This is a genomic window from Anabaena sp. UHCC 0204 (assembly GCF_009711975.1).
GTDB lineage: Bacteria > Cyanobacteriota > Cyanobacteriia > Cyanobacteriales > Nostocaceae > Dolichospermum.
In genome coordinates this window covers 250,117-272,646 of record NZ_VIKW01000009.1, presented here as the reverse complement: position 1 = coordinate 272,646, position 22,530 = coordinate 250,117, and the positions used below count along the sequence as shown (strand labels likewise).

Annotated in this window: 17 protein-coding genes and 1 pseudogene; 7 read left to right on the top strand and 11 right to left on the bottom strand. The window is 38.5% G+C overall.

Annotated elements, in window-relative coordinates:
- Positions 1–285: 285 nt before the first annotated feature.
- On the bottom strand, positions 286–3,384 hold the full coding sequence (locus FJR04_RS10380) for a plasmid replication protein, CyRepA1 family (protein ID WP_168494284.1): 3,099 nt from the start codon (positions 3,382–3,384) through the stop codon (positions 286–288).
- A gap of 261 nt (positions 3,385–3,645) precedes the next feature.
- Between FJR04_RS10380 and FJR04_RS10375 the strand changes: the two are divergent.
- A pseudogene (locus FJR04_RS10375) lies at positions 3,646–3,957 on the top strand (phosphopantothenoylcysteine decarboxylase); the annotation flags it as partial.
- Between the two features lie 38 nt (positions 3,958–3,995).
- Here the strand turns inward: FJR04_RS10375 and FJR04_RS10370 are convergent.
- Both FJR04_RS10370 and FJR04_RS10365 read right to left on the bottom strand, forming a co-directional pair.
- Entirely contained in the window at positions 3,996–4,418 is a 423-nt protein-coding gene (locus tag FJR04_RS10370) for a PIN domain-containing protein (protein ID WP_168494282.1), read from the bottom strand.
- A gap of 2 nt (positions 4,419–4,420) precedes the next feature.
- Positions 4,421–4,681 carry a type II toxin-antitoxin system Phd/YefM family antitoxin gene (locus tag FJR04_RS10365; protein WP_168494280.1) on the bottom strand — a complete coding sequence of 87 codons (261 nt, stop codon included), beginning with the start codon at positions 4,679–4,681 and terminating at the stop codon, positions 4,421–4,423.
- Between the two features lie 207 nt (positions 4,682–4,888).
- Between FJR04_RS10365 and FJR04_RS10360 the strand changes: the two genes are divergently transcribed.
- From FJR04_RS10360 to FJR04_RS10345, 4 genes are all read left to right on the top strand, one after another.
- Positions 4,889–6,043 (top strand): hypothetical protein, encoded by a 1,155-nt coding sequence (locus tag FJR04_RS10360; RefSeq protein ID WP_168494278.1) that lies wholly within the window; start codon positions 4,889–4,891, stop codon positions 6,041–6,043.
- Between the two features lie 70 nt (positions 6,044–6,113).
- A complete protein-coding gene (locus tag FJR04_RS10355; RefSeq protein WP_168494276.1) occupies positions 6,114–6,356 on the top strand; it encodes a DUF2281 domain-containing protein in 243 nt (80 codons plus the stop codon).
- Complete coding sequence (locus tag FJR04_RS10350; RefSeq protein WP_168494274.1) at positions 6,353–6,757, top strand: PIN domain-containing protein; 405 nt, start codon at positions 6,353–6,355, stop codon at positions 6,755–6,757. The genes FJR04_RS10355 and FJR04_RS10350 overlap by 4 nt, the downstream gene beginning before the upstream one ends.
- A 107-nt stretch (positions 6,758–6,864) precedes the next feature.
- On the top strand, positions 6,865–8,091 hold the full coding sequence (locus FJR04_RS10345; RefSeq protein ID WP_168494272.1) for a glycoside hydrolase family 10 protein: 1,227 nt from the start codon (positions 6,865–6,867) through the stop codon (positions 8,089–8,091).
- A gap of 76 nt (positions 8,092–8,167) precedes the next feature.
- Here FJR04_RS10345 and FJR04_RS10340 read toward each other — a convergent pair whose 3' ends face one another.
- Positions 8,168–9,643, bottom strand: coding sequence for a site-2 protease family protein (locus tag FJR04_RS10340; RefSeq protein ID WP_168494270.1), 1,476 nt, complete (start codon positions 9,641–9,643; stop codon positions 8,168–8,170).
- Positions 9,644–10,037: 394 nt separating this feature from the next.
- Positions 10,038–10,295: a hypothetical protein gene (locus tag FJR04_RS10335; protein ID WP_168494268.1), complete on the bottom strand. Its 258-nt coding sequence runs from the start codon at positions 10,293–10,295 to the stop codon at positions 10,038–10,040.
- A 304-nt stretch (positions 10,296–10,599) separates the two neighbouring features.
- Here FJR04_RS10335 and FJR04_RS10330 point away from each other — a divergent pair, with 304 nt between their 5' ends.
- Positions 10,600–12,204, top strand: a complete 1,605-nt coding sequence (locus tag FJR04_RS10330; RefSeq protein ID WP_168494266.1) for a peptide ligase PGM1-related protein — start codon at positions 10,600–10,602, stop codon at positions 12,202–12,204.
- A gap of 152 nt (positions 12,205–12,356) precedes the next feature.
- Here FJR04_RS10330 and FJR04_RS10325 read toward each other — a convergent pair whose 3' ends face one another.
- Positions 12,357–13,028 carry a PEP-CTERM sorting domain-containing protein gene (locus FJR04_RS10325; protein WP_168494264.1) on the bottom strand — a complete coding sequence of 224 codons (672 nt, stop codon included), beginning with the start codon at positions 13,026–13,028 and terminating at the stop codon, positions 12,357–12,359.
- A gap of 753 nt (positions 13,029–13,781) precedes the next feature.
- Between FJR04_RS10325 and FJR04_RS10320 the strand changes: the two genes are divergently transcribed.
- Positions 13,782–15,470, top strand: coding sequence for a serine/threonine-protein kinase (locus FJR04_RS10320; RefSeq protein WP_168494262.1), 1,689 nt, complete (start codon positions 13,782–13,784; stop codon positions 15,468–15,470).
- A 241-nt stretch (positions 15,471–15,711) separates the two neighbouring features.
- On the opposite strand, the gene cydB is transcribed toward FJR04_RS10320, so the two are convergent.
- The 5 genes from cydB to FJR04_RS10295 all read right to left on the bottom strand — a co-directional run bounded on the left by cydB (position 15,712) and on the right by FJR04_RS10295 (position 22,511).
- Positions 15,712–16,725 carry a cytochrome d ubiquinol oxidase subunit II gene (cydB, locus tag FJR04_RS10315; RefSeq protein ID WP_168494260.1) on the bottom strand — a complete coding sequence of 338 codons (1,014 nt, stop codon included), beginning with the start codon at positions 16,723–16,725 and terminating at the stop codon, positions 15,712–15,714.
- Positions 16,726–16,857: 132 nt separating this feature from the next.
- Positions 16,858–18,303: a cytochrome ubiquinol oxidase subunit I gene (locus tag FJR04_RS10310; protein ID WP_168494258.1), complete on the bottom strand. Its 1,446-nt coding sequence runs from the start codon at positions 18,301–18,303 to the stop codon at positions 16,858–16,860.
- A 373-nt stretch (positions 18,304–18,676) separates the two neighbouring features.
- Positions 18,677–20,809 carry a xanthine dehydrogenase family protein molybdopterin-binding subunit gene (locus tag FJR04_RS10305; protein ID WP_168494256.1) on the bottom strand — a complete coding sequence of 711 codons (2,133 nt, stop codon included), beginning with the start codon at positions 20,807–20,809 and terminating at the stop codon, positions 18,677–18,679.
- A complete protein-coding gene (locus tag FJR04_RS10300) occupies positions 20,806–21,801 on the bottom strand; it encodes a xanthine dehydrogenase family protein subunit M (protein ID WP_168494254.1) in 996 nt (331 codons plus the stop codon). Before FJR04_RS10300 ends, FJR04_RS10305 begins: the two co-directional genes overlap by 4 nt.
- On the bottom strand, positions 21,798–22,511 hold the full coding sequence (locus FJR04_RS10295) for a 2Fe-2S iron-sulfur cluster-binding protein (RefSeq protein WP_168494252.1): 714 nt from the start codon (positions 22,509–22,511) through the stop codon (positions 21,798–21,800). The genes FJR04_RS10300 and FJR04_RS10295 overlap by 4 nt, the downstream gene beginning before the upstream one ends.
- Positions 22,512–22,530: the final 19 nt, after the last annotated feature.

Genomic DNA, 22,530 nt, shown 5'->3' with positions numbered 1-22,530 from the left:
GGGTTGACGCAAGGAAACCCAACATTAACCAACAATAATAAATGTATTGCATTTAATTTAACCCAATCTATACTATAAACTAAAACTTTTATTTTGGGACATAACAACTAAGTATAACGGACTAAATAATTCCACGTTTGTAGTGAGGACTTTAGTCCTCATTTAAGGGCTGAAGCCCTTACTACCAAATCATCTCAATATTTTTTGCATTACTTAATCTAAGTTGATTTATTTTAGTCTAGTTACTTAATCCCGGCGATTATAAATCGCCAGAGCTATTACATATTACCTGATAAGTACAGCCTCATGCCGAGATTCCTGCGGCAAATTAACCATTTCATGATCCAGATTATGTAAAGTAGTCAACATCAAATCATCACGGTGTTGCCAAACCGCAAATATTTTTTCTCTTCCATCATTTAAAGTCTCCAAATCAATGTGATAACCATCATTAATTTGTTGCAACCTCAAACCCAATAAACCCAGAAGTCTACTCAATATCTTAATTCCCGAAACAGCCTCTTTACCTCTAACTAAATCAATCCCTAAAGCCCTTTTAATGTGTTTACTACTTTGTCCAGCCACATTTTTTAGCCAGATTAAATCAGCATCATTTTCCTTAAATACTCTTTCAACTTCCAGAAACTGGAGCATTCCTAAAGCCCGCATAGCTTCCACCTTGAGAGTATAAGTCTTTAAATCTGGGAGAAAAACCTTACCGTCACCCCAAAATAACTGCTGATTCCATTCTTGTTGATCTTTAACATGAAAATATTCACTTTCATGAGTTAGATAATAATGAATTAATAATTGTCCATAATATCCTTTCTCATCTCGTAACTTGAGTTCAGGAGTCACAACAATTCCATATCTTTGTCGGAGGATATATTTATTAACTTGATGACGTTCTGCATTGCTGAGAGAATGTTTAGTTAATAGTTGTTCATATTCCACATAGTCAATATTTTTAGCAGTAGCTACAGAATTCGCTGCTGCTAATTGATTTTGCTGCTTAATATCTTTGATTTTGCGTTTAATTTCCTTGGCTTTTTGACGACTTTGCGCCCAATCTTTCTGAATTTTGACAATTTCTAAAATTAACCGTTTGCGGTTTTCTAAATCACTAGATTCAGTAGCAAAAAAGGCTAAACGCAAATCACGGAGAATATTATTTTGGACTTCATTACTTCGCAGTTGGATTTGATGACCATCAGTAATAAATCCATCTTGCATTGATTGACGATACAGCCGAATAGAAGCATTTACCCTAGCAGATAATTTAGCCCAAGTGCGTAAATGAATAGGGTCATAAACTAGAGGTAAATCTACATCTATTTTATGTAATGGACTCAATAAAGCTAGGTTTTCTTTTTGATTTTCTTGATACCAATGAGATAGTAACCGATAATTTGTACTCCCACTCCCAATTAAGCCAATACCCCGTTTAGCACACCAAACCACACGAGGGACATTATCCCTCACTCTTGCTAAAGCTTGACGGGCTTCTGAGTCAGGAATTACCCCTTGAAAAATGCCATAAACTCGGTCAAAATGTTGGACATCAATACTAATTCCTGTTCCCAAACTAGGGGTAACAAAAACAGTATCATAATCAGTAATTTTTTGATTAATAGCAGAAATAAAATCAACGGCTGCATGACCTGGTGTATTAGTAGTATGACTGCTAACTACTAAAGTTTCTGGAAATTCCTGTCTGAGCTTTTGCAAACGTTCTCTTAAATAACGTTCAATAGTTTCACAACTATAACGTCCCGCTCGACTATCGGTAGTTACATAACATTTACGTCCAGCAATTAAATCAAGTTCTAATTGATGAATTAGAGGTGTGGGATTAGGTGAATCATAAAAAGTTATATTCCAACCTTTTTCCGGTTTCCATTCATTCACAACTACCCAAGGAGTTATTTTAATTCCTGTTAGACTTTGTAAATATTCTAAAGATACATCTGATAAATCTGCATCTTGGGCAATTATTAAGCCTCCAGTTGTGATCACTGTCGAAATCAATTCTTGAAAAATGCGGAGAATTTTAACTCTTTTTTGTTTACAGGTATTACTATTTAGCAAATGCCATAAAGATTGTTCAACTTCGTCTAAAATTAATATTGCTCCCTGCCAATCTTCGGGTTTCAATTTCCAAATTGAATCTACACATAATCCTAAAGATGGCGTAATTGCTAATGGGAGACTAATTGGTAATTCATCAGCTTCTATACTCCAGGCTGCATGGTCAATTCCCCATTTAATCCCAATTTTTTCACATAAAAACCGTCCTAAAATGATTCTATGGGTAATTAATAAAACGGGTTGATTACGGCTCTTTGCTTGTTGAACAATACTTTGTAATGCGGTGGTTTTACCTGTACCCTTAGCAGATTTTACTGCGGCTAAACCAGAAGTAGGAAAGGGAATTTTTCCCAAATAAGGCAGGTTAACAGTAAGTGCAGCGGGAATTGTTAACTCTGTATGGGGTTTCGTTTGAGCAATATAAACTTCTAAATCTATACTTTGGCGATAAATTTTATCAAAAGCTGTTGTCCCTTTAGCAATAATAAATTCATCAACACCTTTTTCTATTCCCGGTAATTCTACAACTTTAACATGGCAGTTTTGTTGTTGAAATAAACAACCCAGTTGAGAAATAGCATTATTCACAGCCGCAATTTTTCTAGCTTGATTTTCAAAGTCAAAACAAATATAAATCTTGCGTTTTGTAGTTGTGAATGCTGCTAAATCAGGTATTAATTGCCGACGGGTAACTTTACCAAATTCATCTTTAATAACTCGATAACCACTAGTAATTCCAGGAATAGCAATAGCAACATATCCTTGAGTTAATAGTGCTGCGGCTTTTTTGACACCTTCGCAAATAATTAGGGGGATATTATTTTTAATTACCCATAACCAAAAACCTTCGGCTTCACCATCATTATTAATAGTGATATTTTCAGGTAAAGCTAAGTTGTAACGTTGGCCGACTTGTTGCCAAATTTGTAAGGATATGCGTAGACAAAAGATGCGTGTTGGTGTGCTGGGAGGATGCTCATATTTGATGGATTTACCTTTTTGATTTTGTCGCGGTTGGTTAGGTTTAAAACATCCCCATTCCATTTTATGCCAGTTGTTGAGGGGATCTAGTCCAGAACACCACCAACCACCTTCGGTAATGTGGTTATAACGCTGCAACCAAGCGTTTTTAATCATCCCTGTATTGGTACGGGGAAGTTGGTCAGAAATCAGCAGATATTCATAAGCATTTATGCCTTGAAGCGATTGGAAATTTAAATTTGCCAAGTCTAAATTTATACCACCTATCTTGACTAATTCTTCAAGGTGTTGTGGATGTAAAGAATGCAGACGCATAAGCTGAAGCAGCTAGGGAAGATAACAAGATTAAAACTTTAACACGGCTGGGTGAATTTTTTTATAAAAGAAATTTATAAATTTCCGTGTTATTTTTGTTACTTTGTTTATATAAATACTTCTGTGAATATATCAAGGTGTGCTTATGGCTATGAAACTGTCAACATAATAAGTTTGTATTGTGATATTTATATACATATAATTTTTAGTTATAAGTATTACCCATGAGGTTAGTTGACAATAGCCTAGAGATTATAGTACCGATCGCTTCCTGAAAATCTTCCTCTCGCAGCAGTACCGGATATTGTTGCTGAACTGGGAAATCGCAAACAACCCCATCAATATTTAATTGGTTTTGCAGCACAAACTGGGGATATTATTACACCTGCGAAAGAGAAATTGCAAAGAAAGAATTTAGATGCAATTGTAGCGAATCCTATTGATAAAGTTGATAGTGGTTTTGGGAGTGATAATAATCAAGCGGTGTTTTTAGATAAGTCAGGAAGAGAGGTAGAAATTCCGGCTTGTTCTAAGTTGAAAATGGCTCATTATTTGTTTGATTTTGTTGTTTAATAGAATAAAATTATACCGTTCTTCCTGCAACTACAGAATTAATTACTACCTAAATAAATCTCTACGTTTCGAGTGTTCCATGTAGCAATCCCAATGCCAAAAAAATCTTGATCTTCCGTCCATATTGGACAATTTAAAGATAAAGAAAGAGCAACTATTGTCCAGTCTTTTATATCTCTTTCTTGTATTCGCCGTTTAGCATCATACTCATATTCGCTATAAATTTCGTCAGCTATTGGTATGACTACCTTTGTTAGTTTCTCTATAGCATTTAAAAATGGATCTAATGGAAGATTCCTTTTTTGTAAAATTTTGGGTAAATGCTCGTTTAACTCATCATAGCAACAAGCGGGAGTAACAAAACTACAGTTATAATTGTATTTGTCTAATAAGTTGGGAACACGTTCTGCTAATATTGCTCGAATCAGAATATTAGTATCCAGAACAATTAACTTTCTCATCGTTATATTGTACTTTCTTTAGCATTCTGGAAATCAGCCAATAATTCATCTTCACTAATACCTTTTGTTTCCAGCAATTGTTGGATTTTTTGGACTGCTTCTTGTAAAGCCATTAAATCTTGTTTTTGAGGAGTAGGTTGTGTTGGTATGTAGTAACCTATTGGGACTCCATGAGAAGTAATTGCGATTGGTTCAGATGCTTGTTGTGTGTATTTATGTAAATTGGCACGAAATTCTTTGATGCCTACAGATTGGATGTCCATAATAGTGAATTGACAAAATGTGTACACTTAAGTACACTATAACATGAACTTTGAGTTATTGATAATAATCAAGCGATATTTTTAGATAGGTTAGGAAGAGAGGTAGAAATTCCAGCTTGTTCTAAGTTGCAAATGGTGCATTATTTGTTTGATTTTGTTGTTTAATGAAATACAATCACGTTTTTCTTTTAACTAGGAATTTTAATAATGACAGTGCATTTACCCAGAATTGGCATTACTAGTTGTATGAGGGCAATATCATTACTTGAAGAGTATCCTCAAAATATTGTTGGTAGTTTTTGGCTCATGTGTGGTTATGGATTTGAAGATAAAATACTTCCTGATTGGTGGATTGATAATGTTTTAGAAGACAATCAAGCACAAGGTATTATTAATGCGTTTGAAAAAGGTTATTTTAAGGGAGAACATGATAACCCTTTATACTTAGGATTTTGTATTATTGTTGTTGTAGATTCATCCAATCCTGCTCATTTATCTTATGTCATTCAACACCTTAGAATGTGGGAAGCTGAGGGAATTGGTTTATTAAGAATAATGGCACGTCATAATATATCTGCTCATACGGAAGTTACTTATCCTGAGTGGTTCTTATATGAGCGTTATGGAAAAGAAAATCCTACTTATCAACATCTTAGAAAAACATTAGATCATTGGTCAGTTCATGTCTGGGAAGATTACTGTAGTTATCTAATGTCTGAACATGGTCAACGGATGTTTTGCAACTATTGTGAAAAAATCAATGCTGTTAAAGATGAAGTCAAAGCTACCGTCGAAAAAGGTACTAAACCTCTAGTTTTAACAGAAGGAGAAACTGACCCAATTTATATTAAAACTGCCTTAGCATTATTAGGAGAAAAAGAAATTTTAGCACAAGTTGATATTGAATGGGTTGGTGCTTCTATAGGCAAAGGGGAAAGTATAAATACTGGTGAAGGCGGGTTAAAAAATACTAGAGATGTTTTGCTTTCTAACCCTAAATTCTTAACTAGAAAAGTATTATTGATTTATGATTGGGATACTAAAAAGCCTAATGAAGACCATGATCAATTAAAAATCAGAACAATACCTCAACAAAAAAATAGAAAATTCAAAAAAGGAATTGAAAATCTATTTCCTGATCATTTATATGATGATTTATCTAGTGATACTTTATTGAAAGAAAAATTTTATCCACTAAAAACTGAATATGGTGATTATGGAGAAGAAAAGGAAATTGAAGTATTTCAAAAAATGAAGTTTTGTACATGGATGTGTGAAGAAAGAAGAAAGTCCGAGGATTTTGTTGATTTTAAGATCATTATTGATTTTATCAAAGATTGCTTAGGAACTGTTACTTATTAAAGGAGACTTTCAACCCTATCACCTGTTATATAATAGGAACATGAGTAGTGATAGTAATGGGTAAATACTAATGAGTCCAGAACAAGAGTTATTAACAAAGTGGCGTTCTCTACCACAAGATAAACAAGAGGAAGTTTTAGAGTTTGTGGAATTTCTTCATTTCAAAAACTCTGCAAATAAACCTCCTCTAGGGGAACGTTTGCGACAGATTCGTTCTAGAATTGTTGCTGCTGGTAAGCCTTTATTAAATGAAGAGGAAATAGAAAAGGAACTTGCCAGTCGCAGAGGTGGACTACAAGGTAGAGAAGAATGAAAATAACTTATATTGATTCAGGAGTGTTAATTAGTGCGACAAATGGTGTTGGTGCAATTGCTGAGAAAGCACTGGAAATATTAGGAGATTCCCAACGGGAATTCGCTTCTAGTGAGTTTGTCAAATTAGAGGTAAATCCCAAAGCAGTGTATAGCAAGCAAACTGAAGAAGCTCAATTCTATGAAGAATTTTTTAGCGATGTTACCTACTGGGCAAGCGATTTAACTCATATTGTTCAAGAGGCTTATAAAATTGCTTCCCAGTATGGTTTAGCTGCTATGGATGCGCTTCATGTAGCTGCGGCATTGTCAGTGGGTGCAGAGGAATTAGTCACAACCGAGAAAAAAACAAAGCCTATGCACCGAGTAACTGGGATTAAAGTAGTTTCTATTTTTGATTAATTACTAGAAGTAGATATGATTTTCAAATTAATCTATTTCTTCCTTTGCGTCTTTGCTCCTTTGCCTCTTTGCGCGAAACCCCAAATTTAACAAACCAGGGATAACCGATGAAAAAAATAGTTCTAAAATGGCAACGTCAAAGTAGAAAACTAGGATTTTTAGCGGCTATGATGGCCGTGAGTATGGTTGCTTTCTTGATGCTATCATTCCCCTTAAATGCTCAAATTCCTAAATCTACAGAATTACGGGGAGTATGGTTAACAAATATTGATAGTGATGTTTTATTTGAGAGCGATCGCTTAAAATCAAGTTTACGAACATTACAACAACTCAACTTTAACACCGTTTATCCCGCCGTCTGGAATTGGGGATATACACTATATCCTAGCAAAGTCGCAGCCAAAGTCATTGGTAAATCAGTTGACCCTACCCCCGGACTACAAAAGCGAGATATGCTCAAAGAAGTAGTAACCGAGGGACATAAACAAGGTTTAACAGTAATTCCCTGGTTTGAATTTGGCTTTATGGCCCCTGCTGATTCACTCCTAGCTAAAAATCGTCCTGCGTGGCTGACAAATCGCAGAGATGGGACGAAAATAATTAAAGAAGGAACACATAACCGAGTTTGGTTAAATCCCTTTCGTCCAGATGTGCAGAAATTTATCCAAGATTTGATTGTAGAAATTGTCAAAAACTATGACATTGATGGAATTCAATTTGATGACCATTTCGGATTACCATCAGAACTAGGATATGATGCCTACACCACAGCATTATACAAGAAAGAACACAAAGGTAAACTTCCCCCCGCAAACGCCAAAGATCCAGAATGGGTAAGTTGGAGAGCGAACAAAATCACCGCATTTATGAAACGGGTATTTACAGCAATTAAAGCAAATAAAAAAGATTGTATCGTTTCCGTTGCTCCTAATCCCCAGCGATTTTCCTACGAATACTACCTTGCAGATTGGCAAAAATGGGAAAGAATGGGATTAATTGAAGACTTAGTTTTACAAATTTATCGTAATGATTTAAACGTCTTTATCAGCGAATTAGAATATCCCGAAGTCAAACTAGCCCAAAGTCATATTCCTGTAAGTATTGGGATTTTAAGTGGGTTAAAAAATCGCACAGTTACCATGGCACAAATCACAACTCAAATAGAGAAAGTGCGAGAAAGAAAATTTGCCGGCGTTTCCTTCTTTTTCTACGAAACCCTATGGAAACTGAGCCAAGAAAACCCCCAACAACGTCAACAAGCATGGCAGAAAAATTTCCCCACACCAACAAATTACCCCAACCTATTAGCCGATTGGAAACCTTTGAATAATTGACAATTGACAATTGACAATTGACAATGAAAATTTGGCGTTGCTGAGTTGAAATTAGCTTTCAGCAACGCCGAAATTCCTAACTACCAATCCCCAAACGTCCAGCTAAAGCCGGAGTTAAAGGTAAAAGAGTAGTAATCATGAGAAACAGAGCCAAAAGACATAAAGCCGCCCTAGCATCATCTGGTTCAGAGATTTCATTCAAACTAGGACGTTCTAAATCGCGTTGCAAAAACAAAATCACAATAGCCCAATACATAGCCAGAGCATTACCCAGCGATACCACAGCCAATAAAGCTATCGTTGCAAAAGTAGTTCTTCCTGCGGTTTTGCGTCCATAAATCGCTTGGACAATTCGCCCCCCGTCTAATTGTCCAGCGGGCATTAAATTCAACGCCGTGATAACTAATCCTAACCAACCAATAATCACCAAAGGATGAATATTCACCAACGGAGATTGTAAAGCCGAACCGAGGACAACCCGCGCCAAGCTACCGACTAAAATAGAACCTTGGAAAAACTGATTGGGTAATTGAAATAAACTTCCTGGGTGGGAAAGTAGCAACCCTATCACCAGCAGTAACAAGGAAGTAATCCCACCAAAAGCAGGTCCAGCTAACGCTATATCAAATAAGGCTTTGCGGCTGGGTACAAGGGACTCAAATCTAGTAATTGCCCCAAAAGAGCCAATTTGCACTGCTGGCAAAAAGAACGGCCAACTCAACTTGACTTGGTGACGACGCGCTAATAACCAATGTCCGATTTCATGAGATATCAAAATTGCAGATAAACCTAAAGCGATAGGTAAAGCTTCTGCAAACCGTTCGGGGTTACTTAATAAATCGAAATTTTGTAATATCCCCCCCACTTCTAAGCTTGTAGCGATAGTTGCTATCAACAAAATCACCGCAAAGGCTTTTTGAGCTAATTGGGTTGGCCTGGGGTCTGTGCGGCTGGGTAGAACAATCATTACAGGTTTACCGTCAGTGTTTTCTACCAAAAACAGGCGGTATTTATCATCTAACCGTTCTTGCAAACTCTTCGTTAGTCGGTTGTGAACGGCTTCGGGTTCTCCCCGCAAGTTACCTTTAAAAACTACTCCTTCTTGGTAGGGAATAGTTTCTGTGGCAAAAAATGTATCAATCCCGAAAATGCTTCTAATCTGGCTTAAATCTGCTTCGGGTATGGGGGTTGGTTCTAATTTCAGTTCTGTTACTACTACGGGACTGTCTTTATCACCTTCGGCTGCGAGTCTATCTGTTGCCCGTTGCTTGAGAATAGCATCTTGACCTGCATCCCGTAATTTTCTCCCCAGGAAAATATATAACCCAGCGGAAGCTACCACCAAGAATAAGATCCCAACGATGTTGATATAAATACCAGCGGCAAATAATCCAAAGAACAAAAGCCAGGGAGTCATTAAGACGACTGATTGTAACCAGGCTAAGATGCCTAGTTTACCAAAAGGTCTGGCGCGATAAAAGCCCCAGCCTAAAATGCCGGACGCTATCAGCACAATGGCTGCAATTATAGGAGTTTCTGATGAAGTAAACATTGCTAAACCTTTGCTGTTGAGACCGAAGCTAGTACCGCAGTGCGGAATTAAAAATTAAAAATTAAAAATTAAAAAAGCAGATTACACAAGCTTTTGTCAAATTTTTAATGGTTGGTTGACTTACGCCGTTGTGTACTAGTACAAGTCTGTTTTTCTATATATTTTACCATTTTTAGGGCTAAAACCGATAAATAACTTTATTTGTATTTTGTCCATACTGTGATACGGCACTCTGCTTTGATTACTGATAGGTGGCGTGGTGTAAATATATATACTTGTTTTGATAGGCAAGAGGATTCTATGACGGACAGTTATTTCCACTTAAACTGGTTTATGGTGGGAAATTTCCATCCTACGTATAAATAAACGCAAAATGAAAGCTGCACCAACAAAATTAAAGTTCTGATGCTGTCTCTGGTGCAATAATTTCTCCAGTTCCTAGTTTTAAGATCATATCCTGATCTGTAATCAGTTCGTTGAGTTCTTTCACTTGTAAATTCATTTTTTCACAAGCTTGGCGTAATTGTTGAGCAAATGTATTAATATCATGACCATAACCGCAGTAATAAGCTGCTGTTTCTATTCCCTGGTTGGCGTTTGCTCTGGCACAATCTACTAATTCTGTATCATGTAATGGTTTTGGAGATACCATAATAAGTGAATTTTTTACTAATTTATATATTCCCATTTTGAGATTGTATTAGTTATTAATTATTTATTCATCTCTCTTTAGTCTGAAGTTTTGAGGAATGAATATCGCCATCATTTGTGTAGCAGGCTGTAATTTTTTTAAACAAACCACAGAGGCGCAGAGGTAACAGAGGTGGAGAAAGAGGAGATTTTGATATCTCTTAATAAAGTAACAAAAAGATACATTGACAATCTTTATCTGCTCTCTTCCTTGAGATATATATTAAGTAGGGAATTAGTATAGGAATTGGTATAGGGGTGGGGATATGGTGACACTAAATATTGATGATTTACAGCAAATTGATAAATTTCGGGATTTACAATTAATTTTACGCGATCGCTGGAAAACTAGCGAGTTATTTGACAATAGTGAAGCGGATATTTTAATTATTCCTTCTTTGAGTATAGATCAACGAGAATTGCTCAAGGTGGAAGGATGTGAACATTATGAGGAAAGATTGCTTTTCTCTTTAATGCGGTTACGAAATCCCCGCACTAGATTAATTTATGTGACTTCAATGCCTCTTCATCCTAGCATTATTGACTATTATTTACAATTACTTCCTGGTATTCCTTTTTCCCATGCTCGTCATCGTTTATTATTACTTTCTACTTATGATGCTTCTTTAAAACCATTGAGTCAAAAAATATTAGAACGTCCCCGTTTATTAGAACGTATTCACAAGGCTTTGCGGTTAGATAAAGCTTTTATGGTCTGTTATAATTCGACATTTTGGGAATCAGAATTATCTTTAAAATTAGGTGTACCTTTATATGCGGCTGCACCAGATTTGCAAATTTGGGGAACAAAAAGTGGGAGTAGACAAATTTTTCAAGAAAGTGATGTTCCCCTTCCTGACGGTAGCGAGTTGGTGAAGAATTCAGCCGATTTAGCAAATGTTGCGGCTGATTTGTGGGAACGTCAACCGACATTACAAAGAATGGTAATTAAGTTGAATGAAGGTTTTTCGGGAGAAGGTAATGCACTGTTGGATTTAAAACCAATTATGGATTTTGCACCAGGAAAAGCTGATCATATTCAAAGGGTAGCAGCAATTAGCGATCGCTTTCCCCATTTACGTTTTCAATCTTCACAAGAAACCTGGGCAAATTTTTCTCAACGCATTCCTGAATTAGGTGCAATAGCAGAGGCTTTTATCGAAGGAGAGATCAAACATTCTCCCAGTGTTCAAGGTAGAATTACACCGACGGGAGAAGTAGAAATACTTTCCACTCATGATCAAATTTTAGGCGGACCAGACGGACAAATTTATGTAGGTTGTCGTTTTCCTGCTGATAAAAATTATCGTTGTGAATTACAGGAATTAGGTTTAAGGGTTGGTAAAAAATTAGCAGAAAAAGGGGCTTTGGAAAGATTTAGTGCTGATTTTATCACTGTTGACAAAGGTAATGGTCAATGGGATATTCAAGCAATTGAAATTAATCTCCGTAAAGGTGGTACAACTCACCCATTTATGACTTTAAAGTTATTAACTAATGGACGTTATGATTTGTCCACTGGTTTATTTTATAGTCAGCAAGGTAGACCTAAATATTATATTGCCACAGACAATTTACAAAAAGCTAGTTATCAGGGATTATTACCTAATGACTTAATGGATATTATCGCTCACCACAGATTACATTTTGATAGTGGCACAGAAACAGGTACGGTTTTTCATCTGATGGGTTGTCTTTCCCAATTTGGCAAATTAGGATTAACAAGTATTGGTGATTCTCCCGAAGAAGCGGAAGACATTTATAACAAAGTTGTGGAAGTTCTTGATCACGAAACTAGCGGTGATCATCACAATCATGCTATATTTTCTGATTATAATTTTCCTATGACTGGAGATGGATATAGTTGTTAATTGAGATCATCATTTGTCAATTTAGCATGATGTTGAACTGAAACAGATACTCTTAGAGAGGATGAAAAAATAACCGAGCTTTCCACTAGGAAAAACACGGTTAATTTTTGAATCTTGATTAAGTAGATTTGTTAATAGTTAAAGTTGTGAAGTTATGCTTTTAATATTGTTTTTTGTTGCTGTTTGCGCTTGATCATAGAACCTGCACCCATAGCACCAAAAGCTAAGAAACCTAACATAGAAGCAGGTTCAGGAACTTTAGCAACCTCAACATACTTTACTAAATAGTCATCGTTGCCATCGGTAACACTAAATCCGAAAATATTGCCTGTTGGAGAAGGGGTAAAGGTGAACTTACTAATATCAAAGTCTAAGAAATTACCACCGGGAATATTAGCAGAAATATAGTGATTTCCATCTACCAATAGTTTAAAACTGTCATTGCTGCCGACACGACTAAAAGTGGTAGACAGCAATTTTACAGTGTGACTAAAAGTCAAGTTGAGTGTTTCCCCAAGGGTAACTCCCCCATTAATCTGATTGTCCCCACTAAGAACACTAGTAACTACACTATTTCTACTAGTAACTCCTAGCCCTAATGTACTTTGGTAAATATTTCTCGATGCACCGCTGTTTTGAGTTCCTGTTGCTAATAAGGAAATACCGTCTTCAGTGTAGCTAACGCTGGATTTTATTTCAGGTAAGTCAATCCCATTTCCTAAGTAGAAGGTGGTAGCTGATGCTTTTGCTGTAGTAACCGTGACTGCTATTACAGATGTAGCAGCTAATACCGAAATTCTCTTAAATACGCTTAAAGTTGTCATTCAATTTATTCCTTAAAATCAATACTGGAGTTTATTCTGAATATAGGAATAGAATTTGAAATGTACATCAGTAATACTAAGTCTTACTAGACCTGTCTATGGTAGTTCATGCCTACATTACTTAAATGTCTTTCAGATATCTTTACGATTCCTATAATGTTGTGATTGGCTTTTTTCAGTATCTTCACTGAAAAGATAGTGTCATAGCCCTAGTAGTGTAGTCAACTTTTTATTGCTATCTTCACAGAAAAAATATAATTAGATACACGGGCTAAAATACTTTTTTATAGCTAAATTTCAGTAAAAAGACTTATTTTCAGTAACTTTCACCCCTGCAAATAAAAAGTTGTTATTTGTGAATTTATTAAATTTTGGATGAATTTTCGGTAATCAGGTCACGGAAAAGACTAATTATGTGCTTACCTAATCCTGATGAAGTTAATAAGCTAGTATTTTATAGCGGTTATCCCTAGTAATACAATCGAGGGCGCAGACCCTGCGCCCCTACAGAGTTTGCGATTGGTTGACTGTATCTCACAAAGAGTGCATATCGCTATATTAAGTTGTAATAATCACAGATTCTGACTCGTAATAACTGAAGATAATCACTGTATTATTTATACAATACTATCTACCCTGTAACTTTCCGTAGAAAAGCTTGAACATCAAAGTTTTGTGCTTGATTCACAGAAATATCTAGAACTAAAGTGAAATAGACGCTAAAATCGATCCAGCCTTTGTATTTTCGTGGTTTTGACCCAGATAACTCAGAGTGCGGTTCACTGCATAAATCCTCGGTGTCAGCGTCCTTATCCTCAACCCTGGGGAAACAAATTCTGTAACAGTTGTGGCGCACCGTTGCATCTATTAGACCGTTATTTCCCTCTTCAACCATTAGGAGCGGGGGGATTTGCCCAAATTTACACGATTTGGGATGAAAAGACACAAACAGAAAAAGTGCTGAAGGTGCTGGTAGAAACTTCACCCAAGGCGCTAGAATTGTTCATTCAAGAAGCGGAAGTCCTCAGTAGTTTCCGTAATCTTGGTGTGCCTAAAGTTGATGCTGATGGTTACTTTCAAGTCAATTTAGTTAGTCCTAAACCTCATCAATTACCTTGTTTGGTGATGGAAAAAATTAATGGATATACTTTAGAGGAAGTATTGAGAAGTTCTCCTCAAGGTTGTTCAGAAGATTTAGTAGTGCAGTGGTTTATCCAAACTGTACAGATTTTGCAGGAGTTACATAAACGTCAAATTATTCACCGGGATATTAAACCTTCTAATTTGATGTTGCGTACTTCCACGCCTGCAACACCCGCTAAGGATGATCAATTGGTGTTAATTGATTTTGGCGGTGCTAAACAATTTAGTGGTTCAGTTTTGCGATCGCATCCCACTTCTACACGATTATACTCTTCCGGTTATAGCCCTCACGAACAAATTCGCGGCGGTAATGTTGGTCCTGTGGCAGATTTTTATGCTTTGGGACGGACAATGATTCAACTGCTAACAGGTAAGTATCCGTCAGATTTGGAAGATAGTTTGACAGGGGAATTACGCTGGCGGAGTTATCGGACAATTAACCCAAATTTAGCCGATTTACTCGATGAAATGGTACAAGAAGACGTGAAATTGCGTCCAGCCCATGCAGCTATTATTCACAAAAGATTACTCAAGATTGCTTCCCCACCACCACGGGAAGGACTATTTAGCAGTACAGGGAAATTTATAGTCACATCAGTAACTGAATTTACTCAAGCTATCAGTAATACCACGTTATTAATTATTCAGGGTATTTTTAAATCCTTATTAGCCTGTGTAGCGACAATTTGGGTGATGATTTTGAGCAGTATCTGTGGGGGAATAGGTACTATTGTTGGAGTTACTTTGGCTTATTATACTAATTTAGGCGATCGCTGGCTAGAATTATTGTCCTATCAATTACCAACATTAGTTAAAAATCAACCTTATATAGCATCAGAAACGATAGTTTATGCTTTTGCAGGTTTGGGAACTGCATGGGGATTGACTTTATCCGGCTGTTTTGGACAAAAACGCCGATTTTTGATGTCAGCCTCCATGGGTTTTCTAGGTTATGCTTTAGGCTGGTTAGTTTGTCAGTTTATTACATCGTCTAACAACGCCGAAAACTTAGTAACATGGATTTTAGTTTCATTTCCCTTATTAACCCTGGGTTTAGGGCTTCGCACTCATCAATTAGCTTACGCTGTAATTGCTGGTTTGGGTAGCGCCAATATCCTCGCCGTTTTAATTCGTTTCCAAGTATCACTAAGTTTATTCCATTTTTCCAAAATACCCACAGGCTTTGACATCTTCCCAGCCATAGGTTTTTTCAGCTTGGTGAGTATCTTAATCAGTTTTTGTTTAAGTCTAAGCTATTACCTAATTATCCCCTGCTTACGCTGGTTAGGTTGGAGATGACAATTATGGAAGGAGTCAGGAGGTAGGGGCGCAGGGTCTGCGCCCAACCTAGTCCCCAAAACACAGATACCCCCAGTTCCTTTTCATGTGAACTGGGGGTATCCCATATTTGGTAGACTATAAATCTTTCGGTATACTAAGTTGAGACTAATATACATTCTTTATTCCCTTTTGCATAGTTCTGTAATAACAATTTATATAAGATTTGTATATTCTTAATTATTTCTTTATATTTTGTGTTTCATTCTCCGTACTCGTCACCAGTGACCTTACCTCGGAAGACAATATACTGATACAGATTATAAAACAGCATCACCGGAATCAGGAAACCGATAAAAATGATCATAATTACTAGGGAACTAGGATCAGCAGCAGCTTCATAAATTGTAATTTGTCTGGGGATAATATAGGGAAAAACAATCAAACCCAAACCCAGAAATGTCAAAACAAATAACAAAATAGTCCAGACAAAAGGTGCGCGTTCTTCCTTGCGGTTTAAACTTTGTAATAGTTGCCAAATTAACCATATTCCTAAAACAGGAATTACCGCAAAGATATAAACTAATGGCTTTTGAAACAAACGCATTCTCGCACCTTCATAAATTATGGGTGTGGTAATTGTAATTAAAATTGCCCCGATTAAAGTTGTCCAAGCTGCAAGTTTTGCAGTTTTATAGTGAGTCTCTTGTAATTCTCCCGTGGTTTTCCAAACTAAATATGTAGAACCAATCAAAACATAGCCTTGAATTAAAGTTAAAGCGACTAATATCGAAGGTAAACTTAACCAATCCCAAGTGCTACCGATAAAATGCCCTTTTTTATCAACATTAACACCTTGTAAAACTGCACCTAACGCAAAACCTTGACCCAGTGCAGCCGTAAAACTTCCTGCACCAAAAGCCAAATTCCAAAATAATTTGCGTCGGGATAATTCCCGAAATTCAAAGGCTACACCCCGAAAAATAAAGCCGAATATCATTACCAAAATTGGGATATATAAAGCATTTAAAATTGTGCCATAAGCCAGAGGAAATGCGCCAAATAAACCTCCAGCCATGAGAACTAACCAAGTTTCATTAGCATCCAAAATATTACTTAAACTTGTCATCAAAATCCCCCGACGTTCTTCATCAGAAGAAGTGAGAGATAATATTCCTACGCCTAAATCAAAACCATCTAACATGACGTAGAGAAAGAGAAATAAAGCTAAAATCACAAACCAAACTTGGGGAAGAAAATATTGTAATGTTTCCATAAATTGCTTTATTTAGGGCTTAGTATTCAGGAAGAAGGAATCATACGCAAAATACCTTTTTAACTTTCTTCCCTTCGTGTTCTTAGTGCCTTCGTGGTTCATTTTTCCGCTGCTTGTGCGTAAATCCTAATTTTATTGTTGTGCTTCTATAGGACGTTCATCTGGTGTAAATTCTCCAGGTGTTGTATCTACTGCGGGTTTAGTAATTTCTACACCAGGAATTGGTAAATCAAAATTTGGACCCTTGCGAATAATGCGACTACCAAAATACAAAGCCGCAATAAATAAAATACTGTAAACTGTAGCAAAAGCAGAAAGAGAAACCAACACATTACTAGCAGGTAAATGAGAAGCTGCATCTACAGTACGAATTTGTCCATAAAGTACCCAAGGTTGTCTTCCCACACAGCGGACAATCCAACCTGATTCCACAGCAATATAACCTAAAGGTGCAGCGAAAACCCAACCCCACATTAACCAACCTTGCTGACTAATATTGTCGGCTGAAAGTTTACCCCGTAACCATTGCATGGTACTGAATAACATTAAACCAACAAAGAAAAAACCAATACCAATCATGACGCGGAAGGCATAATAAATTAAACCTACCATTTTTGGTCTATCTTCGGGTTTCCATTCTTTTAAACCTCGTAGCGGTTGAGAAAGATTTTGTTTAAATTCGAGAATATAACCTAGTCCGTTGGGAATAGTAATTTCCCAGTCGTTTTTCTCAGCTTTTTCATTAGGAATAGCTAATAAACTCCAATCAGCAGGTTTTCCCGCAGGTGAAGAATTCCATTGTGCTTCCATTGCGGCTAATTTTGTGGGTTGATAGTGATAAACTTGTTCACCACTAAGATGTCCGATATATATTTGCAATGGTGCAACTGCGATCGCTGCTGCTATAGTTATCTTCAAAGACTTAGAAAAGAAAGCTGTATTTCGTCTTTGCAAAATATACCAAGCACTAATTCCCCCAATCACAAATAAAGATGTTTCCAGTGTGGCAAAAAACATATGCAGCACACTATTAACCATGAAAGGATTTAAAATTGCTTGAAAATAATCATGAACCACAAATTTACCATCAACTAATTCTCCACCTGCGGGGGTTTGCATCCAAGAATTAGCGGTTAAAATCCATAAAGTTGAGAGGTTAGCACCAACAGCTACCAAAATTGTGGAAAGATAATGAATAGTTGGGTTGACACGCTCCCAACCAAATAACATAATGCCTAAAAAAGCAGCTTCCAGCATAAATGCCCAAGATGCTTCAAAGCCAATTACACTACCAAAAAAGTTACCTACAGCTTCCGAGAATGGGGCCCAATTCGTCCCAAATTGAAATTCCATTGGTATACCAGTAGCTACACCAATCCCAAAATTAAGGACGTAGAACTTTGACCAAAACCGCGCGTGTAAGTAATAATCTGGGTTGCGAGTTTTCAGCCATAATCCTTCAACTATCACCAAATAGATCCCCATACCTGTAGTCAGGACAGGCCAAAGCATATGAAATATTGCCGTGAGTGCGAATTGCATCCGTGATAACACAACGGAATCGGATAAAAATTCCACGAATTCTCTCCATTAGCTCGCTATCCTTTCTAGGATAAAGGTTAGATATGAATGCGAATACCTCTAAAGTCTATACTTCAGGTAATTTTTCAAATATTGGGTATTTTTATTTCTGGTGTTGCTGATTAAGAGTATGATTTTGTTTCACGCAGAGGCGCAGAGTCTACAGAGAGTAAGAGTTTGAAATCATTGATTCTTGAATTTCATACCCTAATTCAGCAACGCCTTATTTCTTTTGAACCAGGTAGAGTCGAGGATGCGTGTAGAGACGTTCCATGGAACGTCTCTACCACTCAAAATTCTCTTCCTGTTCCCTGTTCCCTGTTCCCTGTTCCCTTGTCATAACGACAATTTTTAACGCCAACCTTGTATCTTAGAGAAACTTATCAGGGGTGATGGGTAGATCACGAATACGTTTACCTGTAGCATGATAGATGGCATTAGCGATCGCTGGTGCAACACCTGTAATCCCAATTTCCCCCACACCACGAACCCCCGCCGGATTAAAATTCAAATCCGGTTCACCCACAAAAGAGACTTGAATCCGGGGAATATCTGCATGAGTTGGGTAATGGTAAGTAGCCAGATCATAAACCACGGGATAACCGATATTGGGATCAAAATGGCACTCCTCCATTAAAGCTTGCCCAATTCCCATAATTACAGCCCCCCGAATTTGAGAAGCTGCGGTTTTAGCATTCATCACCTTACCAATATTCATCACAGACACCCACCGCGTCACCTGTAAGCGCCCGATTTCCTCATCAAGACTGATTTCGCAAAAATGTGCGCCCCAGGACTGGAAAGCCCATTTACTACCCTCTTGACCAGGAGCAGAAGAGCCTGTTGCTTCAAAAGCTGCCCGTTGAGATTGACGCAGACTTGCAAAAGCCTCCTGGGCAGTTTTAGCTTGGGCAGTTTTGAGAACTTCCTCACAAGCTACCATTACCGCAGGAATTAAGGTTGCAGTCATTTGTGAACCCCCGGCAATACTACCATTGGGGAATAGAGAGTCACCCAATTCCACCCGCACCTTTTCCACAGGTAGTCCTAAACCTGCCGCTGCTGTACTTGCCACAATAGTATATGCACCCGTACCCATATCATTCCCACTGGTGAGAACATGAGCCGTACCATCTGCTAAAAGCCTGATTTTCACAGAAGCAGCACCTCGTAAACCGGGAAAAGTGCAACCAGCCATTCCCCAACCAATTAATTTGCCGTCACGAGTCAGGGAACGAGGTTTTTTCGGTCTTTCTTGCCAACCAAATTGTTCTGCACCCACCCGCAGACATTCCGCAAAATGTTTAGCAGAGAAAGGTAAACCACGCCGGGGATTTTCCTGAGTTTCGTTTTTTAACCGTAGTTCTATGGGATCTATTCCCAACTCCCACGCCAACTCGTCCATTGCTGACTCTAGGGCATATAAACCAGGATTTTCTCCAGGCGCACGCATAAACGTGGGTGTACCGATATTCATCACTGCCAATTCTTGCTGGAGGCGCAAATTGGGGGCAGCATACATGACTGCGGTGATATTTGTACAGGGTTCAGCAAAAACATCAACAGGGGAAGTATATGATTTAGCAGTATGTTCAATTCCCTGCAAACTACCATCAGCATTTGCGGCTAAACGAACTGTTTGCTCAGTTGCCGAACGGTGTCCAGAATTGGCTGTCATTTGTCGGCGACTGAGAACTACTTTCAGAGGCCGCTGAAGTTTCCGAGCCGCTGCTGCACAGAGAATTCCATGAGGCCAGGGAAAAGCTTTAGAACCAAATCCTCCCCCTAAAAATGGCGTAACAATCCGTACTCGCTCCGGTGTGAGTCCAAAAAGTTCTGAGTATGTGTTCTGGCTACCAGCTACCCACTGAGTTGCTTCATAGACAGTCAGGGAATCGGGATTTTGCCAGTGAGCAATAATGGCATGAGGTTCCATTGGAGCGTGCAGTTCTGTGGCTGTTTTGTAGGTAGCTGTAATCTTTACTGCTGCACCTGCCATACTATCGGCAAAATTCCCGGTGGCAAAGTCCCCTTTTTCAAATTTCATTTCTTCCCCAAACATGGAAGGAGCATTTTTAAAGGTAGCTTGTTTGGGGTCTAAAATGGGTTTTTGGGTGGTGTATTCAACTTTAACTAAATGGGCTGCGTCTCTTGCTTGTTCAAAGGTATCTGCTACTACTAAGCCAATAATCTGCCCAGCATAATGAATTGTGTCATCTGCTAATGGTAGCCGTGCTTCGTAGATTTTGGAGTTGACAAAGTTGTTAGTGGGCTTAAAAATTTTCGGGGCATTTTTATGGGTGAAAACGGTAATTACCCCTGGTGCTGTTGCTGCGGCTTGGGTGTTGATACTTTTAATTTTCCCATTGGCGATACTAGCAGTTACGAGATAACCATGTATTAAATTGGGTATTTGATGTTCGGCTGCGTAGGTTGCTGTACCTGTTACCTTTGCTTGTCCATCTTTGCGGTTAATGCCAGTCCCAATTATTGTATTATTCATACGATGCCTCCTCCTTGAGCCGAAACCTTGAGGGCGCGACGAATTGCCCGCTTTGTGAGTTCAATTTTATAACCGTTATCAGCCAAGGGTTTTGCTCCTTGTAAAGCGATATCTGCAGCTTGTGTAAATGTGGCGATATCTGCCGATTTACCTATTAAAAACTTTTCTGCTGCTGTGGCTCGCCAAGGTTTATGTGCGACTCCACCTAGAGCCAAGCGGACATCTTTAATTTTTTCCCCAGCCAATTCTAAAGCCGCTGCTACTGATATTAAAGCAAAAGAGTAAGAAGTGCGATCGCGCAGTTTTAGATAAACTCCAGATTTTGCAAAGGATACAGGCGGTAAAATTACGGCGCTAATTAATTCACCTGGTGCTAGATTACTATCTCGCTGGGGTGTATTTTCTGGGAGACGGTGGAAATCAACAAAGGGGATTTGTCGTTTACCCTGAGAACCTTCTACTTCTACCACAGCATCTAAAGCTGCCAGCGCCACGCACATATCCGAGGGGTGAACTGCCACACATTGATCACTAGCACCTAAAATAGCGTGCATCCGATTAATCCCTGTTGCGGCGGCACAACCACTTCCAGGCACTCTTTTGTTACAAAGAAAGGCAGTATCGTAATAGTAGGGGCAACGAGTTCTTTGCAGGAGATTTCCCCCGACTGTGGCCATATTGCGAATTTGTTGAGATGCACCGGAGAGAATTGCCCTGGTTAATATGGGATAATTGCGGCGGATCTCGGCATGATCAGCTAAAGCCGTATTTGTCACCAATGCCCCGATTCGCAAACTACCATTAGCCATTTTTTCAATGCTTTGCATCTGCAACCGAGAGATATCAATCAGTTGTGATGGCTCGTCTAAAAAGGCTTTCAGGCGATCGACTAAATTTGTCCCCCCACCGATAAACATGGCATTATCATCGGCTACCGCTCTGTTGACGGCATCTTTGACTGAAGTGGCGCGAATATAGGTAAAATTATTCATGATGCTTGTATTCCCTCAGAAACCATCACATTTGCCATCGGGGAAGGGGGTTTTTGACCAATGGCCTGTTGGACTGCGGCGACAATCCCATTGTAAGCACTACACCGACAGAGATTCCCACTCAATCGCTCCTTGATTTCCGCTTCTGAAAGTTGAGCTAACTGGGGAGGATTATTCAAATCTGAGGTAACAGCACTGGCACAACCGCGTTTAACTTCCTCTAGTAAAGCCACAGAAGCGCAGATTTGCCCCGGTGTGCAGTAACCACACTGAAACCCATCGTTGTCAATAAAGGCAGCTTGTATGGGGTGGAGAGTATTCCCTGTTGCTAGTCCTTCAATGGTGACAATTTTTTTTCCTTCCTGCATGACTGCCAAGGAAAGACAAGAATAAACTCGTTGTCCATCAATAAGTACGGTACAAGCGCCACACTGTCCATGATCACAGCCTTTTTTACTCCCCACTAATCCCCAGCGTTCCCGCAGGGCATCAAGGAGGGTAACACGCGGCTCAACAGTTAGGGCGCGTTGCTCACCATTGACATTCAGTGTCACATTCATCTCACCTTTGCCTCCTGGATTAGTTTCTTTGGCTACGCTTCCTTGATTAAGCAATGAAGGAACAGTAATTGCTGCTCCGGCTGTAGTAAGTGCCTGTCCTAGAAACCCACGTCGGGATGTTTTCCCTGGCTTTTTGTCGGATTGTTCCATGATTGCTGCCTGCTATATA

Bases quoted from the DNA above. Each gene is read 5' to 3' on its own strand.
- FJR04_RS10300 (WP_168494254.1), bottom strand. From the start codon at position 21,801: ATGAATAATTTTACCTATATTCGCGCCACTTCAGTCAAAGATGCCGTC.
- FJR04_RS10380 (WP_168494284.1), bottom strand. From the start codon at position 3,384: ATGCGTCTGCATTCTTTACATCCACAACACCTTGAAGAATTAGTCAAG.
- FJR04_RS10305 (WP_168494256.1), bottom strand. From the start codon at position 20,809: ATGAATAATACAATAATTGGGACTGGCATTAACCGCAAAGATGGACAA.
- FJR04_RS10330 (WP_168494266.1), top strand. From the start codon at position 10,600: ATGGTGACACTAAATATTGATGATTTACAGCAAATTGATAAATTTCGG.
- FJR04_RS10365 (WP_168494280.1), bottom strand. From the start codon at position 4,681: ATGGACATCCAATCTGTAGGCATCAAAGAATTTCGTGCCAATTTACAT.
- FJR04_RS10360 (WP_168494278.1), top strand. From the start codon at position 4,889: ATGACAGTGCATTTACCCAGAATTGGCATTACTAGTTGTATGAGGGCA.
- FJR04_RS10355 (WP_168494276.1), top strand. From the start codon at position 6,114: ATGAGTCCAGAACAAGAGTTATTAACAAAGTGGCGTTCTCTACCACAA.
- FJR04_RS10335 (WP_168494268.1), bottom strand. From the start codon at position 10,295: ATGGTATCTCCAAAACCATTACATGATACAGAATTAGTAGATTGTGCC.
- FJR04_RS10340 (WP_168494270.1), bottom strand. From the start codon at position 9,643: ATGTTTACTTCATCAGAAACTCCTATAATTGCAGCCATTGTGCTGATA.
- FJR04_RS10345 (WP_168494272.1), top strand. From the start codon at position 6,865: ATGAAAAAAATAGTTCTAAAATGGCAACGTCAAAGTAGAAAACTAGGA.
- FJR04_RS10370 (WP_168494282.1), bottom strand. From the start codon at position 4,418: ATGAGAAAGTTAATTGTTCTGGATACTAATATTCTGATTCGAGCAATA.
- cydB (WP_168494260.1), bottom strand. From the start codon at position 16,725: ATGGAAACATTACAATATTTTCTTCCCCAAGTTTGGTTTGTGATTTTA.
- FJR04_RS10325 (WP_168494264.1), bottom strand. From the start codon at position 13,028: ATGACAACTTTAAGCGTATTTAAGAGAATTTCGGTATTAGCTGCTACA.
- FJR04_RS10295 (WP_168494252.1), bottom strand. From the start codon at position 22,511: ATGGAACAATCCGACAAAAAGCCAGGGAAAACATCCCGACGTGGGTTT.
- FJR04_RS10350 (WP_168494274.1), top strand. From the start codon at position 6,353: ATGAAAATAACTTATATTGATTCAGGAGTGTTAATTAGTGCGACAAAT.